This is a genomic window from Cytobacillus spartinae (assembly GCF_042865285.1).
In the GTDB taxonomy this organism is placed as follows: domain Bacteria; phylum Bacillota; class Bacilli; order Bacillales; family Cytobacillaceae; genus Robertmurraya_A; species Robertmurraya_A spartinae.
In genome coordinates this window covers 1-15,915 of the sequence record NZ_JBIACK010000012.1, presented here as the reverse complement: position 1 = coordinate 15,915, position 15,915 = coordinate 1, and the positions used below count along the sequence as shown (strand labels likewise).

Genomic DNA, 15,915 nt, shown 5'->3' with positions numbered 1-15,915 from the left:
TTGTGTATAAACACATAAATAAAACCTAGTCAATAATTACATGACTAGGTTTTATTTATTATTTTCCAGCCTTTTTAGCGGCTTTCTCAATCCAATTGCCTAAATTTTCACGTCCGTTATCGTTTACCCAATCATAAGTAGGAAATATTTCTGAGAAATAAACTTCTTTTCCGTCTCGTTCATAATACCAATTATCGAAAGGGTTCTTCCCTTTCGTGTCCGTACTACCGTTTACATCTTTAACACGATGAATATAAACACCTAATAGTCCATTTCCCCTTTTTGCACTTTGTTCAATCTCATAACCAACATACTTTCTTTCGGATGTTTCACTCCCAATAAGTACAACAGTTGTACTTGTACCTTCTAATTGCTTATCAATCCAATTTTTTATTGCTTGATCCCCTTTCTTTTTTACTTCCTCCCAATCTGCTTTATCAATAAAACCTGCCTTATCTCCTTTAAATTGCCCACTATTTCTAACTTGACCTGCTCTCCATGCATCTCTTTCAAAATGAAAACTAAAAAACGTTTTTCTAGCCATCAGTCTCCTCCTCTAATTTCTTTTAGAATATCATTTAAAATTTGTATAATTTCCTTGTAATCAATGTTTTCCTCACCTAGTTTATTAAACTTTTCTTTAAGGTGAGGATAATCAGGATAGTAAGTGCTAAAATTATTTACTACCTGTTCCCATAACCTTCTGCTCGCATAGCCTGTTACACCAAGAGGAACAACCTTCACATTTTTTGTTAGTGCTATATCAAATTCTCTAAAAACGCCACCAGCATCTACAACAACTTCCTCGTCTGAGCCCTCTTTTTTTATAACTTTGTTTCCGAACATAAATATGGCTATACCGCATTCGCTTAAAAGTTGTTGACGATATTCCTCCCACAAAACTTGAATATCCTTTCCATTGGTAGCATATTGAGGGAACGGTCTCATAATTAAATGTTCATTAATATTTCTTGTCCTATTTTCGGCCATCCCATCTAGAACGCCATTTATAACTCCACTACCAACACCTAAACCAAAACCAGTTGCAACTTTAAACTCATTTTTATTTAATGATTTACTCACTTCATGAATAAAATTCTCTGCACCAATACCTGATATCTTAAAGTCATTAAAATCTTGCGCACTCCCTGAGATAAGTACATTATTTCTGTTATATCGTTCTGTAATTATTTCTAATATTCTTGTAATCTCATCATATTTTTTTACCTTTAAAGGTTTTATTGAGTATCGCTCTAAATCAGCACATTTAAGTTCCTGACGTATTTTATCATAACGATATTTTTCTCTACCTTCTTCAGTATTTTGGTACTCTTCTTCGCTAACTTCTTTAATAAAATAATAGTGAGTGCGGACATGGTCGTCTAACAGTATTTTAATTCTACTTAAGATATGTTCTAAGTTAGGGTCCTCAAAACTGAAACCAATAAACAAAAACGTCTTAGAAACCAGATCACCTTTCAAAGCAATGGTGAACATTTGATTCTTTTTTTCGTATAACTCATAATCATTTTTTATTAAAACAGCCTCGTCTGCAACTTCTACATCACCATGCATTTTATAAACAATTGCATCTCGTTTACTCTTTATCACTGCTAAATCATTAACTCTCTTTTTTACATCAGGATTCTTTCCCGTCTGGACTAACGCTTGTTCAATAAGTTTATCGTAGTTTGTTGTCCAAAATGTTTTAATTGGTAGTTCTGATAAAAGTATATGGTTCCTATTAATACCGCCTGTTTGGCTAAAGTGATTGTTTATTAATTCAGTAAGTGGAGTTTTTGTCTTAGAGTCATTATAAATATATTGTGCCAAAGAAACTAAATCACTTTCTTTATCCACATCGAGTCCTAATCTTGAAGCAGGTCTTCTTAATAATTCTTTCCAATTAACTACTCCTGAAGAAATTGATAAACCAGCACCTGCAAAAATAGCAGCATTTCCTTCCTTCAGTGCTCTAACATATTCATCAATAAAATTGTTTACTTCTCTACTTAATTCCACACTTTCCCCCCCTTATTCTGAGACCCATTCTCTAAAACTTTTAATGGTACCATTCAAACGTTTAATCGAAAGAAATCCATAGTTTTCTATTACGTAATCATATAAACCCAAGTATTCCTGTCCTTCAAAAGAATTTTGTTGAAAAGCAGAGTCATTAATTGGTAAAATAGCAACCTTTCTTCTAAATCCATCGAAATATCCTAATTCCCAAGGCATCCACTTAGAATCAGAGGAGTTATTGGATGTTGCAAAAAACAAAGATTTACAATTTCTCATTCTGTGCCTTAGTTGGTTTGCTGTTTCTGCGTTTACTTGTCCCCTATCTAATTGCTTATCTTCAATCCAATCCACATAGACTTCATATCCCAGATCCTCAAAGGTTCCTTTAAGACCTAATATCACTTTCGCATCCTGATAACTATGAGAAAGAAATATATCGTATGTTTTAAACTGATTAAAAGAATTGTAACTTTCATTTAATATAGTTGAAGCAGTTTTAGAAAAGTAACCCTTTTGTATAACTGAGTCTGCTCTATTAATTAAATCCCTTTTTGAAAATAAAGCCACCATTATTCCCCCTAAAATATTAATATCAAAGACTTGTAATTTTTTGTAATATATAATTAATTGTACCATATTACTTGTCGATTATTGCAACTTATCCGAACGTATTTTCGCATTTTTATTAGCGGATAAAATTACTAATAGAATGGAGACTTATTTATGAATTTCCTTGAAACCATATTTAATCGAGATAGATTATCTCCTTTACAGAAAAAATCTGATATTGAATATGAACTACATTTCCAAACTAATCAAATTGTTAACAAAGGATTTGAAGTTATTTCCGTTCTCAAACAAGATGACATGGGATTAATATTATATAGGCACTTTTATGAAGACACTCCAAAATTAGAAGAGCATACAATTATCCTTTGTTTAAGAGTGATTACAAAAAAGGGTATAGTGTTTCCCGAACCGATACTCAAGGCATTTTTTAATGATGATTTTAGTGAAATTGAGTTAGCAGATATAGATATAAAAGAAAGTGTAGCAAGTCGAGGCTATGGTAGCATATTACTTTGTATGCTTATTGAAATTGCAAAGAATAGAAACGTAAAAAATATTACAGGTTGGATTTCAAGTGTTGATAAAAATCACATAGACAGGATTACTCATTTTTATCAGAAGCATGGATTCGAAGTGGTTTTAGAGGAAACAGATAATAAAATTAATAAGATTGGAACTTTGGCATGGAGGAACACCAATTATTAGGTATATCAATAACATATTTGTAAAATTTCGATAGAGGAATCAATTTTAGTATGAGGTGAATAATGCCTAAACAATCAAACATTTTTTCTTTTGAATCTCTTTTTGAGAGAATTCTCACTGAAGAAATTTCAAACCTTTTAGATAACTTTTCTAACAACCAGAATCTTAATAATAATAAGTATTTAACCCTAAAAGAACTTTCTGTCTCTACAGGGATTGGGACTTATACATTACGGCAGTTAACCTACTCTAGAGCGATGCCACACAGAAGAGTAAGATCAAGATTAATTTTTGATGAAAATGAAGTCACAGGAACTATTACAAATTATAAAAATTATGGTTGGAACGACCCTGATAAAAATTGGGATGTAAAAACAGTTCAGTCAGAAATCGATAATCTTAGAAAAACAAAGGAGAGTCCTTTAATGATCGATGAAATTCTTCGTAAGATAATAAGAGAAGAATTAACGAACTTTTCAAATGAACTTAAAAATGTAAACAAAAAAGATAAAGAAAATTTCTATGGAAGAACAGTTTTAACCATAAAGGAAGCAGCAAACCATTTCAGAACAAGTCCTAACACTATTTATAGCCTTATAAAAGAAGAAGGAATGCCACACTTTAAAATCCAGAGTAGGTTTTACATTGTTCTAGAAGAGGCTGAGGCTTACTTATGGAGAGAAACTGCGAAATCATACGCTACTGAAGGTAATATCTATTGGCAACGTATTTTACAGAGATTAGATTGGGAAGAGAAGGAAAGGAATCTAGCCTTCGAAAATGCATTAAAAAGATTAGAGCACGGTAAATTTTAATTTGTATCGCACCAAGGATTGCACAACGACGTTTACTGTATCACATCGGATGTGCTCAAAAGACATTTTATCTCCCCATACTTAAAGCCGTTAATAAGCAAGTGTATATAAACTTGTTAATTAACGGCTTTTTTAATATTAATTGATTTCCAAAAATGGTATTACTATAGCACTTGAATTGATTAATCTTGGTTAATGCATATCTCATACAATCTAAACAACATCCAAAAATTCATCGATTGTCATTTGCTCATAATTTTCAAAAATAAGACTACCAGTTCCAAGGAATCTATCTGAAAGCAGATATCTTCTTACACTTTTTACTTTTTTATCGTCAACAGAAGCAAATGAGTAATTCTGTTCGTGTATTGTAATACTTACACCCATTTGAACAATTTGCTCAATAATTTCTTTTATATAATTATGAACCCAACGCCTCATTTTCTTTTTAAACGGAGCAGGCAATTGGCCCCAAACAGGATTTATTTTTTCACAAATGCTTGTACTATTGAACGAAAATGGTTGTGATCCAATATTCTTGCCAATTACACTTCTTAATGAATTTCTCACTTGTGTTTGTAAAATATCCTCATTTTCTTTCTCTAATTGGCCGTTGATATCAACAGGAACAATATATATTAGACTATTGTTCAATAAGGCCTTTTCATTTATTACTTTGTAACTATCTAGTTTCTTTCCATCACGCACAGTAAGATATAATCCATCAGATTTAACTTCTATCCCAAATACATCATGCTGCATAACCTGTCCTAATTTATCCATAATAGTCTTGCTTATGGCATCCAATGTAGTGGTTAATTTTTGTTGATTTTGTTGATTAACACCGTACATAATTTTTGCATTTATTTTTGATTTACTTTCTAACCCAAAAAAATCTTTTAAATGTTCAGGTGTTAGACTTAAGTAACCTGCAGCCTGCCTTGTCCCATGATGGGTCCAATCAATATCAAAATTCTGAACCTTACATTCAATCAACAAATATTCATTATTACTGTCTTTATATAAAACCACTTCTGGTGTCACTGCTTTTTTGGGTTCAAATAATTCTTTTAGAATTTTTATCTTCTCCGGCTCAAGTGAAATAGGCTTCTCAATTTGTTTTAATGTGTAACCTTTTCTGTTGAAATAAGGATAAAAATTAGAACCTCTAGGGTAGGGAAGACTTAAATGAATCAGTAGATTAAGTTGAAATAACGGATTCAATTCTAAATTCAATAATCTTCACCACCTATTACTTGGTTTAATATGCCTTCATAAGGATAATCCCCAATAAATACATCAATTTGTGGGTCTAAAAATCTCTGTATATTAGTTACTAGTCGATGTATCGTGTTTCCACATGTGCCTTTTGGAAGAAATAAAATAAATTCTTCTGTACTTAAATCTAAAATAACATTTTGCCATAAGTGAAGGTCTACTCCGTAAATGTGAACCCTTTCTTCACTTACCCTTTTAATTTCTCCATAAATCTTAAATGGCTCTCTACCTTTTGGAAAGGTATATTCAATAAAGTTATTAAAGACGAAACTGTTTAATGGTTTACTAAACCTAATTGTAACAGGACTTGCTTTAAAGGAATTATTTAAAGATAAATCTTTTCCTTTTATATTTTCTACTTCTATCCAAGTTTTCTGTTCCAAACGCTCTGTCATGTTTTGATAAATAGCGACAATTCGTTTTAACTGCATTCTATGATCTGAAAAACTATCCGAACGATTTGTAAATTTACCATTTTGGTATACATCGTGCCCACCTTTTCCAACATGGCTCGGAAACCGCAAACTTCCAACGGAGTGAAAGGATGCAAAGTATTTCCTAACTCCATTAAGTTTATCAACAATACCACCTAATTCTTCTACTAATGATACTGAGGATACTTTGTGTTCAATGATTTCATCTTTAATCTGAAAGTTTTTCTCAAACATTCCATTGAACTCAAATTTCATTTTAGTGAAACGTTCAGGGTGATGAATTGAAGTAATTTCTTCCAAGAAGTTGTCATACATTTTACCTGATATCCACAAAGAATCTAGTATTGAAGATTTTTTTACATACGTCGTAGCAAGGTGATCTGAATACTTTGAGGACTCAGTTGTATATAGAGTACAGAATCGAGAGTTTATCTGCTCAATAAAACCTATTAATTTATCATTCTCATTTAATATAAAGAGTTCTTCATCTATTTGTTGAAGGGAATGTTTTGTATCTCCAAATAAATTCTGAACATCCATGGATTCGGTTATTACATTTGAAGACTCAAACATGCTCTGATCAAATGTTTCAAATACATATGATTTTAATAGTGTATTTTTCATTTTATAATTATCAATTTGTTCCTTAGTACTCTGAGAATATTCTTCTAAATAATTGAAGATATCTTCCCTAGACTTCCAATTACTATCCATTCCAACACCCCCACGTTAAAATTTTCTATGTACGAAAAAACCCTCCTCATCCAACGATGAAGAGGGTTCTTTGGGAACGATGCGCTCAGTTGCGCGGAGTGCTATGACTCAATGTTCCCAACATTGAATGCGCTCAGTTACGCGGTGCGCTAAGGCACAACATACTATATTATACACCGATAGTGTACTATATATTCCATCTTTTTGCAATATTTTATTATTCAATTGTTGCAGCAGTTGTTTGTAAAGCACTTTGTTGCAATTGTACTTTCAAATGTTCTATTTCTTCTAATAACTCTTGATTCTTCTTTTGTTCCTCTTCTAATTTACTCTCGGTTTCTGTAAATTTAAGAAACATATTAGGCATGAAGTGCTCCATAATTGTTAAATCAATCTTATCAAGTACTTCAGGTCTTACTTTAGCCTTTTTCCCGTCTTTTGTATGTTGATATAAAACCCTATTCTTATCAACTCCTCGAATAGCCTCTAGACAAATCCCACTTCCATGATGCAATCCATCTGCTGAATCAACATCTATATGAAGAGGATCACTATCTCCAAACTTTCCAGAAGAGATTGGTGCTACAAGAAGTTGTCCTTTATTATTATCATATAATACTACTGCTGGATGTAAGAAAGTTAATTCCTTATTAAAATGTCCAAATAACTCTACTTCTACTATGTGGCCTCTGGATAAGTTTTTCCTAAAAAGATGAGGTATAGTTCTCGATTGGTCTTTGACATATCTCTCTAAACCCATTAACCAACGAATTCCATAGTATTGGTTTTTCTTCATAATTTCATTAAATAATTCTGATAAAAGTTCATTACTATCTTTAATTAACTGTATATCTTCATGCATTTTGGGTATATTTTCATTTGGAATACCCTTAAAAGATTTCAATTTCGCCTTATATTTATTAGTTCGCAATCCGACCTCTCCCAAATCATTTATATAAATTTAACCCCCTCTATTATACTCTGATAGCCTATGATACTTAAAGTAAAATTCTATTCTGAGTGCAGTCAATATTGAAAGTTACTTCCATTTCCTTAAATAGTTAATCCATTTATTACCTATTCGTTTTAGAAATCGTCTTTTAAACTGGGTTTATTCTGATCCAATGTAAACATATTAGGAAAACCATAAATTAAATTACAGAGCCAATCTCCCCTGAATTTTTCAGTGATTTAATACATAGGAGAGCATTAAACTAGACACCTAAAATAACTACAATTCATAACTAGTGAAGTATTTTTTGATTTACAATATAAAAAGAGCAAGATAGAATACCATTTTCCTAAACCTGCTCTTCTTACTTACTATTATCCTAAATCATGTAAAAAAAATTTTTAAGTGACTTATTGTTGCTTTATAAATGAACCCCTAGGATAAGTTACTTCTCTCAACAATGAATTTTATTGCTTCTTCCTGAAGTTCTTTCTGAAACTTCTCTCTAATACCAGCCTTTTTGTAAATTCTCCATAATGATAAATCGTGTCCTTCAGCCTGTAACTCCCGTATTGCCCATTTTATCCTTCTAATTTGAAAGTCCTTAATACTCTCAGTTTTCTTATTCAAAAACGCTTTAGTCATTGGCAGTTTATCAAGATGTTTTTCCAATAATGGTCTCATTCCAATTCTACTGCCTACTGAACTAATAGTAATACGTAAAGGCTTTCCGATGGATAACATGTCATCGACAGCACCCCTTACATTTTCGTGAATTTCCTCGTCCCGACGCTTCCAGTCAACCCTATTATTATAATTGACTTTTGATTTTAATTTTGGAGAGTTTTGATTCAACCATTTCCTATCGTTTCGGTACAACCAAGTAAACACTCTATTGTTAAGTTGGCGTAATTCTGTCTTACTGCTGAGCGGATTCTGTTTTCTTATATTAAGCCATTCTCCTCTGTATCTTCCTACCTTCTTTACAGGAGAATTTTGCTTAACCGTATTTATATTTTTCTCTACTGTTTTACTTTTCTTCACCCAATATGTTTGTAATCCTAGTTTCTTTGCATATTTTTTTACAGTGGCTGGGTCTACTCCCAATTGTCTTGCAGTTTCCCTCAAACTGAATCTTAGGTTAGTGAGTTGTTTTAGTTTGTCTTCCCATATAGGTCCAAATTGCTTAATCTTTGTTTTTCGGTATCTGTCTTTATCCTCGTGATCTGGTCCTGTTCTGAGGTAAATAAAGCCGCAATCGCACTTAAATATCCCTATGGGACTTTTACTATCCGTTCCATACTTTAATTCTATGTCAGTTATAACAAGGCTCATAAAATGACTAGCAGTAGGATTTAAACATGGCCATGGCTTCTCTCCAAAAGGTTTATAGTCTATTTTTTTATTAAAAAGATCTGAAACAGAAATTCCAAGGAACTGCATAAATAAAAGATGTCTTATGGGGTGGGTAGTTCTATTATTTCTAAGTAGCATATCATTCAGCCAATTGTTATTATTATTGATTTCTGATTGCATATTTTCCAATAAATCATGACCATAAAAGTCTAAAAAGGCACATAGCAATTCTTTCTTTCTTATCCTACCGTTTACATTTGCAAAACCAAGTTCTTTTAACCTACTTAAATACTGCTCTTTAAACCAATCCAACGACTTACTTTCCACCATATTACTTAACAGAAATTTAACATCTTTGGTTATATTGATTGCCTTTTCCATGAATTTATCAGAGTAATTTTTTTCTGAAGAACATATTTTACAAGATTCGAGAGCGGCTAATCTATAATCATGTTTGTTATAACCCCTAACAGGGACTTGGCTATCATAAAGCGGAGTGTTATGCTCTGGACAAACAAGAACTCCCGGAATTTGATGTATTCTATGCCAATACAATTCCCCAAGATTGCTCATCTCTTCATCAGCGCATTTAGGGCAAAATTTAAAGTACTGATTAAATTTAACTGAACTTGCCATTAAACCAATCCTATTATAAATACTGCCTCCATTATCACCAATCATGGATTCTTTAACTGTAGAAGCATGTTCAGAAGGCAGGAAAGCAGCGTAGAATGGATACAGAGTATGATTAGTGATTAAATAATCTGGTGTATAGTAATTTCCCACAGGAAGATTACCCATTAAACGGTTAATATGAGAAGGCAAATCCATTATTGCGGTAATACTGTCAGTCCCGTATATATCCTGTTGTGTGGCTTTAATACTGACGTTTCCACTCCGAATATGATATCTTGCCAAAACGCTGTACAATAACTCGTCCTTATAAGGTACAGGGAAAAAGGTTATCATTTCATATTATCCTGTCTGGTCAAAATCACTTTCATGACTTTTGATATGACCATTATCCCCAAGCACCTCGTAGGCTGTCCTGTTTTCCTTCCGTCCCTCAATCACTAGCACTCTTATATCATTATCTACAGAAGTTTCCTTTTGCTTCTTCTTTGGTTTATTTAAAGCGGTTATACGCTGAATGGCTTTCACAACTAGTTCGTTGATATCTAAATTTCCTTGGTTCTCAATAATTTCCTCTATAGCCCTTTGTACCACTCTTGGCTCAAAATCTAATTCTATCAATTTCAAGATTACTTTTTCTTTTATGGATATCCTCATTTCTTGTTCTTTCTTCATTTGCGTCCTTTTCATGGCCTCCATCTTCATTTGCAAATCGATAGAAGCCCTTTCTCTTTCCATAAATCCCAAAAAATCTAAGTCGACTGTACTGATATCCTCAAACTTTGCAATCTTACTTATGTTGCCCGATTTTAAAGCCTGAATCATTGGTTTAACAAGTTGTAGATGCTTATTAGCCACCTGCCTAATTGTTTCGGGTGTTATTTCTTCCCTACCTGTCATAATTGCCTCAATTTGACTCATAGCGTAAAGTTTCACAGCAATATCAATAATACCTTGGCTTTCCTCATATAAAGTATCTTTAAAATCATCTGTTAAAGGAATCTGCTTCTTCGTCCACTGATAACCCCAAAGCGCATTAACCAATAACTCCCAGTTTTGATTGTTTTTTAATCTATCCCATATCATATCTCCTTGACCACTTCCCCGTCTTGCCTGTCTAAATTCACTTTGCAAAATAGACAAGCCGGCAGGTGTTCCTACTAATATAACTGGAACTCCAATTGTATTGACTAATGTCACAAAAAAATTCAGCATTTTTTGATCCCCACCACTTTTGGCTTTGCTTAAATGTTGAATCTCGTCTATAACTAAAACACCCAGCCCCGTGTTTCTCGCTATTTGAGACATAATCACTAACATATCATTTATTGTTTTTCTACCAAGCCCAAATTTTTTGTGATACTCAGTTCCCAACAAATCGTCTACCTTACGGAAAAATTCCAATGCTAATCCTCTCAAGGACGAATCAAACGGACAATCGAGTTTAAGCCATGCAAGTTGATACATACTGAAATTTATTCCGTTATAGTCTTTGTGAACAATAACTTGAGGGTATAAGGACAAAATTCTATTTATAGCGGTTGTTTTCCCCATACCACTTACACCGATTATCGTAAAACCTGCTGCAGTTGTTCTAAAAACACTATTATTACTTAATTCACCTTGCAATCCTTTGATGTTTCGATGTCCTTCCTGCAAGCCCTGTGCATACCCTGCCCGAAAGGGATTTCTTGCCAAATACCCCTGACGAATTACTCTGGAAATTCTACTTTCCAAATCCAAGTGAATCCATAACGGCTGAAAGCATTGGAATAATCTTTGTACCAAATGAATGCGATAATGTTTATCTAGCATTCTTTCTTTTGGGTTGTATTCGGCATATATAGCCATTTTTTCAATGGCTTCCTCTGTAGAGAGTATAGAAGGAAGTGATTCAATGAAAGGATTACCACTATATTCCTCAATAACCTGTTCACCGTATTCAGCAACAACAGCATCACTACCATTTGGAATGATAACTCTATTCATCTTTTTTATTTAAAGCCTCCTTCTGCTTTCTCTTTAACAAATCAATCCCTGTATCCCCCATAAATTCGTTACTATCAGATCCATTAAAAGGAACAACTTTAGAGTTTTCTATATTAACTTTATTTAATTCAAAAGCCTCTTCTTCGCGCTGAATCATTTTTTCAACAGAACGGTTTTCCCGAATGCTGCCTATTCTGCTCCTTTTACTAATTACATCCGTTTGTTTTTGAGATGTTTCCATTTTAGCCTGTTTTACAATCTCCTCGATTTCAGTGTTTAAATCAACTTTTGACTGTATTGCTTTCTCCTTGTGTTGCTTCGCTGTTTGTTTCTCGTATTCTAGTAAATAATTAATTTCTTCAACTACCTTTCCCTTATACCGTTGTTGATGTTCCAATAAAAAACATTTATCAAATCCCAAACCGTCTTCATCTCGTAAATATAAATAATCCATATTTCTTGGATCATAACTTATTTCAATTTTCCAAGTGCCTCTGTTCCGTGCTTTTTCAAACCATCTTTCCTTTAATGACTGTTTTGACCCATATAGCATTCCTTTAAATGCAATTCCCTTTGCAGTTACTGTAGCCTTACCAGTAGGCATAAGATTAAGTTTAACAATATCTTCTGAAACGTGACGTAACTTTCCTGATTTGTTGTTTATTCCCCATTCCCATAGTTGTATTGGAATAGACTCTATTCCGTCCTCCACCATCATTTCTTCACGCTGATAGTTTGTAAGATAATGTTGATTATTATGATATAAAACACATTTGATAATCACTTGAGTAAATTGGTAAATATCCAACTGTGCCTCCAAACGGTAATCACGATCTCCACGTTCTTTAACAGGCTTTACCACACCCGGTAGAAAAGCCTTTGTTCTTGTATTGGTCACTCGAAAATGTTGTTCAATTATTCCCTTTAAGTCAGCCCTGTAAGAAGGTGTATTTAGAACTTTTATACCGAAGTTATTAATTAGGGGCTCAACTTTACTTCCCTCTAATTCCCCTCGGTCAGCCAAAATAGATTCTGGAAGGTGTGCGACTGGCCACTCATGTTTTTCAATCTCAATTCCGAAGTCCCGACAAAAACTAACTTTATCAGAAGCAGCATTAGCCAAAGCCATCATTGCACCAGCCCAAGATGGACCTTCCAATCCAATATATAGACCAACAATCATTCTGCTATAAACATCCATAACAGAGTAAATTATAGGTCGTCCAATTATCCAGTCACGGTTAAATCTTGATAACAGGTATAAGTCGCCCACTGTTGCATCAATCTGATAAACTGCACCGGGGCCTAATGCTTCTGTTGTTGACTCCCCAATAATTGCTCTATGGTTTTGGTCATAGTTTTTTCGACCTTTTCTTTGGCTGATTTCTTTTTTGATGTCTCTCTCTTTTTCAAACCAATACCTAAACTGGTTTAGTGATGGTAAATCACCGTAAGATTTTATTACTGGTATTTCCACTTTTCCTTTCACTTTACTATCTATACTAAAATACTCTTTTAACATTAATTCGTAGGTAAGAGTAAGTGATTTTTCGGCAGAAGAGTAATAATGCTTGTTTATGGCAGACCTAAATGTTTTTTTGATATTTTCATCAATATTTATTCCTTCTCCAGTTACCTGTCCATGCTTTCTAGGCCTTCCTCTTTTTACCTCACTTGCCTTCTTTTCCTTACCTTTACCTCCACACAGAAAATAGTCAGGTAAAAGAGCATTTTTTGTTTTACCTCGTTGCCAGTACTTCTTTAAATAGCGAATAACAGTACTTTCGTGAATATTGTGGGCTTCACACTTTTTTTGAATTAATTTTCTTCTTTCTGCTGAGTGGTAAACAAATGGCTCCAACTTCACAATATCCTTTATGATTTCCCAAGCACTGTCTCGTAAGGACAGATGTTTTTCAGGAATATCATTTTCATTTATCAGCCGACTGAATGGGTCCTTTTCAACTAGAACTATGCTACCCTTGTTAAGCCCTTCTTCCACTTCTGTAATATTCCTTTCATAGGGCAAAGAGGTGTTATAAATATTTATAAAATACCCATAATCATGTGCTTTATTAAGCCATAATACCCTTTCTACTACTTTTTCATTTTCTAACGTATTAAAGGAAATTAGACTATTCACTACAAGCATTTTCTTTTTGCCTCCTCATGAGTAATTCGTGGCTTCACTTTAATTATTGGATTGGATAGATTAACATCAATTTGATTATTCATATCTATCCCGATCTGTTTCGAAGCAATTAAAAACTTAAATACAAATAACCCTGTTCCCAAATCGTAATTAAACTCTTTGTCGAAGTCTGCAGTAATCTTTCTAATTGAATCCTTGGCATCTACTAATCTTTCTATTAAAGCATTGCCTAAATAAATCAGTTCATCCTGTGTAAAACCTCTTTCAGCATATGAATATAAGCATGAATGCACCCATTCAATATTTTTTGCAAGCGAATTTGAAATTTCTTTTTGAGTAACAACTCCCCAATCTATTCCTTTTTCCATCCAATATCGGCGTTCAATCTCTAATCTTTCTAATGTCTTTTTCTTCTCAAGTTCCGAAGCCATTTTTATGCTTCTTGCTAAATGCAAATTAACTCCATCTGCTCTCTTTACCGTTATTAGAAAATTAGTACTTAGTGTATATGGATATCCACTTTCTCTATCTGTAAATAGTTTGAAATTCAAATCTGCTTTCTGCTGTATAGTTTCTTCGAGGTCCAATAGGGGAAAATGTTCTCTTATGTCCACAACTGCATCTTGCCACTCCAACATATAAAAGTAGCGAGCCTGCAAATCTGAAAATAAATGATGTACCCTACCACTCTTCCACCCTAGTATTCTTGATACTCTCCCCATAGAAGGAAAATCCTGAATATTCAACCACGGTTTATATTCCTTTCCTTCTCCCTGCCCCCTTCTTTCTTTAATAAACCGATTAAATTTATTCTCATTCCAAGATTGATTTCGCTTAGTCATATTCCACTTCCTCTACTACAATGAGTATCTAGTGCTCTATTGAATTTTAGTAAGTCGATTCTAACGGGCCGGCTACACGCATTCAATATCCTAAGCAATCTTTTTTATGAATTTAGGAGAACATTATTCTCATTCTTCTCTTAACTGAAATATTTACTGTAAATAATTTTTGTAACTATGTTAAATGAGAATAAAGTTTGATGAAATTGGTTATTGGCTAAACCCCTTGATACATCTGACTTCACTGGCATTTTCCCAATTATTCTTTGAGAATAAAGTTTGCTTAAAGATTTGCTCACTTTCAGCCAAAAATGAGCACAGAAAATTAATATGATGAGAATAAAGTTTGCTTAGTGATATAGGGGCGAACTCCAAATGAATTAAGTGGTCAAAACTAAAAAAGGCACCTTACGGTGCCTCCTGTACCATAACCGATTCATATCTTCGGTTGGATTATCTATGTAATTGTATTGTCTATATCTGCTAGAGTTGCCGTTAATGGTGGAATAATGGTGTATTTGCGCTTTGGTTAAGAGAGGTAAGCCATTTATTGGGTAGAGTATATGCCGAGTATGGAGGAGTCTTTCAATATGCGGGGGATGGGGTGCACCGATTTATACGATGGATAGGTGCTAGTATAAGTATTTCAGTAATGATATTCACACTTTGCCAATAAAGGGGGTATCGAAGATACCTTTCCTACTAGATAGTCTAATCAATCGGTCTTATTCATAGTACCTTACGTTCTCGCCTGTACTACCGTCATTCCCATACTTACCATGTGACCGATACCTAATTATTTATTTTTATTTTTATTTATTTCTTTATGGGCGAGTGCTAAAGTCTGAAGCCAATCATACGTTTCGGGACGTGGGCTTCCCTTGAAAGATGAGCACTCTACTATTCCTTACGGTTTCCCCTATACCACCGTCATTCCCATGCTTACCTCGTTACCTATACTTATTTATATAATTTTTTACGGGCGTGAACCTTGCTTGGGGCTTGTTACACGCTATCGGACGTGGGCTTCCCTTGAAAGATGAAGCACACTACTATACCTTACGGTTTCACCTGTACCTCCGCCATTCCCCATACTTACCAATTGACCTATGCCTAATTATTTATATATTTATTTATTTTTTTATGGGCGAGCGCTACTATCTGAGGTCTATTATACATTGCTGGACGTGCGCTTTTCCTTTATTCGATTCGTTCCAGTGCTCCCTAATACAGATAGATAAGGGAGCGTCCCCTATGCTATATTAATGAAGGAATTACACAACCCCGTAAGGGAAAACTTGATCCCCACAAAAGCCTGTGTTAGCACACAAAAAACATAAAAAAGCCCCGTGAATATACCCATACTCCGGATACACCCACGAGACTTCGTGCAAACTTTTTTCTTTTTAAGCAGACTATTTTCTCATCCCGTAAACTTTATTCTGATTCAACA

Annotated in this window: 12 protein-coding genes; 2 read left to right on the top strand and 10 right to left on the bottom strand. The window is 33.8% G+C overall.

Annotated features, from left to right (window positions below):
• Nucleotides 1-58: 58 nt before the first annotated feature.
• Genes ACFYKX_RS19995 through ACFYKX_RS19985 form a run of 3 tightly spaced genes read right to left on the bottom strand, consistent with a single transcriptional unit; the run spans nt 59 to nt 2,592 of the window.
• Entirely contained in the window at nt 59-544 is a 486-nt protein-coding gene (locus tag ACFYKX_RS19995) for a TIR domain-containing protein (RefSeq protein WP_389362960.1), read from the bottom strand.
• A complete protein-coding gene (locus tag ACFYKX_RS19990) occupies nt 544-2,022 on the bottom strand; it encodes an SIR2 family protein (RefSeq protein WP_389362958.1) in 1,479 nt (492 codons plus the stop codon). The genes ACFYKX_RS19995 and ACFYKX_RS19990 overlap by 1 nt, the downstream gene beginning before the upstream one ends.
• Nucleotides 2,023-2,034: 12 nt before the next feature.
• Nucleotides 2,035-2,592 carry a hypothetical protein gene (locus tag ACFYKX_RS19985; protein WP_389362956.1) on the bottom strand — a complete coding sequence of 186 codons (558 nt, stop codon included), beginning with the start codon at nt 2,590-2,592 and terminating at the stop codon, nt 2,035-2,037.
• 153 nt (nt 2,593-2,745) lie between these two features.
• On the opposite strand from ACFYKX_RS19985, the gene ACFYKX_RS19980 reads away from it, so the two are divergent.
• On the top strand, nt 2,746-3,297 hold the full coding sequence (locus tag ACFYKX_RS19980) for a GNAT family N-acetyltransferase (RefSeq protein ID WP_389362954.1): 552 nt from the start codon (nt 2,746-2,748) through the stop codon (nt 3,295-3,297).
• A 62-nt stretch (nt 3,298-3,359) separates the two neighbouring features.
• Nucleotides 3,360-4,112 (top strand): helix-turn-helix domain-containing protein, encoded by a 753-nt coding sequence (locus ACFYKX_RS19975; RefSeq protein WP_389362952.1) that lies wholly within the window; start codon nt 3,360-3,362, stop codon nt 4,110-4,112.
• Between the two features lie 213 nt (nt 4,113-4,325).
• Here the strand turns inward: ACFYKX_RS19975 and ACFYKX_RS19970 are convergent, their stop codons facing one another.
• The 7 genes from ACFYKX_RS19970 to ACFYKX_RS19940 form a co-directional block, all read right to left on the bottom strand.
• Nucleotides 4,326-5,348, bottom strand: a complete 1,023-nt coding sequence (locus ACFYKX_RS19970) for a hypothetical protein (protein WP_389362950.1) — start codon at nt 5,346-5,348, stop codon at nt 4,326-4,328.
• Nucleotides 5,345-6,538, bottom strand: a complete 1,194-nt coding sequence (locus ACFYKX_RS19965; RefSeq protein WP_389362948.1) for a hypothetical protein — start codon at nt 6,536-6,538, stop codon at nt 5,345-5,347. Before ACFYKX_RS19965 ends, ACFYKX_RS19970 begins: the two co-directional genes overlap by 4 nt.
• Nucleotides 6,539-6,755: 217 nt before the next feature.
• Nucleotides 6,756-7,469, bottom strand: coding sequence for a type II toxin-antitoxin system PemK/MazF family toxin (locus tag ACFYKX_RS19960; protein WP_389362947.1), 714 nt, complete (start codon nt 7,467-7,469; stop codon nt 6,756-6,758).
• A gap of 456 nt (nt 7,470-7,925) precedes the next feature.
• Nucleotides 7,926-9,815 (bottom strand): TnsD family transposase, encoded by a 1,890-nt coding sequence (locus tag ACFYKX_RS19955; RefSeq protein ID WP_389362945.1) that lies wholly within the window; start codon nt 9,813-9,815, stop codon nt 7,926-7,928.
• A 6-nt stretch (nt 9,816-9,821) separates the two neighbouring features.
• Nucleotides 9,822-11,468, bottom strand: coding sequence for an ATP-binding protein (locus ACFYKX_RS19950; protein WP_389362943.1), 1,647 nt, complete (start codon nt 11,466-11,468; stop codon nt 9,822-9,824).
• Nucleotides 11,461-13,620, bottom strand: coding sequence for a Mu transposase C-terminal domain-containing protein (locus ACFYKX_RS19945; RefSeq protein ID WP_389362942.1), 2,160 nt, complete (start codon nt 13,618-13,620; stop codon nt 11,461-11,463). The genes ACFYKX_RS19950 and ACFYKX_RS19945 overlap by 8 nt, the downstream gene beginning before the upstream one ends.
• Nucleotides 13,611-14,462, bottom strand: a complete 852-nt coding sequence (locus tag ACFYKX_RS19940; RefSeq protein ID WP_389362940.1) for a TnsA endonuclease C-terminal domain-containing protein — start codon at nt 14,460-14,462, stop codon at nt 13,611-13,613. Before ACFYKX_RS19940 ends, ACFYKX_RS19945 begins: the two co-directional genes overlap by 10 nt.
• Nucleotides 14,463-15,915 lie beyond the last annotated feature (1,453 nt).

What these genes read in the sequence shown, in the direction of transcription:
- ACFYKX_RS19995 (WP_389362960.1), bottom strand. Translation starts at nt 544, where the DNA reads ATGGCTAGAAAAACGTTTTTTAGTTTTCATTTTGAAAGAGATGCATGG.
- ACFYKX_RS19985 (WP_389362956.1), bottom strand. Translation starts at nt 2,592, where the DNA reads ATGGTGGCTTTATTTTCAAAAAGGGATTTAATTAATAGAGCAGACTCA.
- ACFYKX_RS19980 (WP_389362954.1), top strand. Translation starts at nt 2,746, where the DNA reads ATGAATTTCCTTGAAACCATATTTAATCGAGATAGATTATCTCCTTTA.
- ACFYKX_RS19975 (WP_389362952.1), top strand. Translation starts at nt 3,360, where the DNA reads ATGCCTAAACAATCAAACATTTTTTCTTTTGAATCTCTTTTTGAGAGA.
- ACFYKX_RS19965 (WP_389362948.1), bottom strand. Translation starts at nt 6,538, where the DNA reads ATGGATAGTAATTGGAAGTCTAGGGAAGATATCTTCAATTATTTAGAA.
- ACFYKX_RS19955 (WP_389362945.1), bottom strand. Translation starts at nt 9,815, where the DNA reads ATGATAACCTTTTTCCCTGTACCTTATAAGGACGAGTTATTGTACAGC.
- ACFYKX_RS19950 (WP_389362943.1), bottom strand. Translation starts at nt 11,468, where the DNA reads ATGAATAGAGTTATCATTCCAAATGGTAGTGATGCTGTTGTTGCTGAA.
- ACFYKX_RS19945 (WP_389362942.1), bottom strand. Translation starts at nt 13,620, where the DNA reads ATGCTTGTAGTGAATAGTCTAATTTCCTTTAATACGTTAGAAAATGAA.
- ACFYKX_RS19940 (WP_389362940.1), bottom strand. Translation starts at nt 14,462, where the DNA reads ATGACTAAGCGAAATCAATCTTGGAATGAGAATAAATTTAATCGGTTT.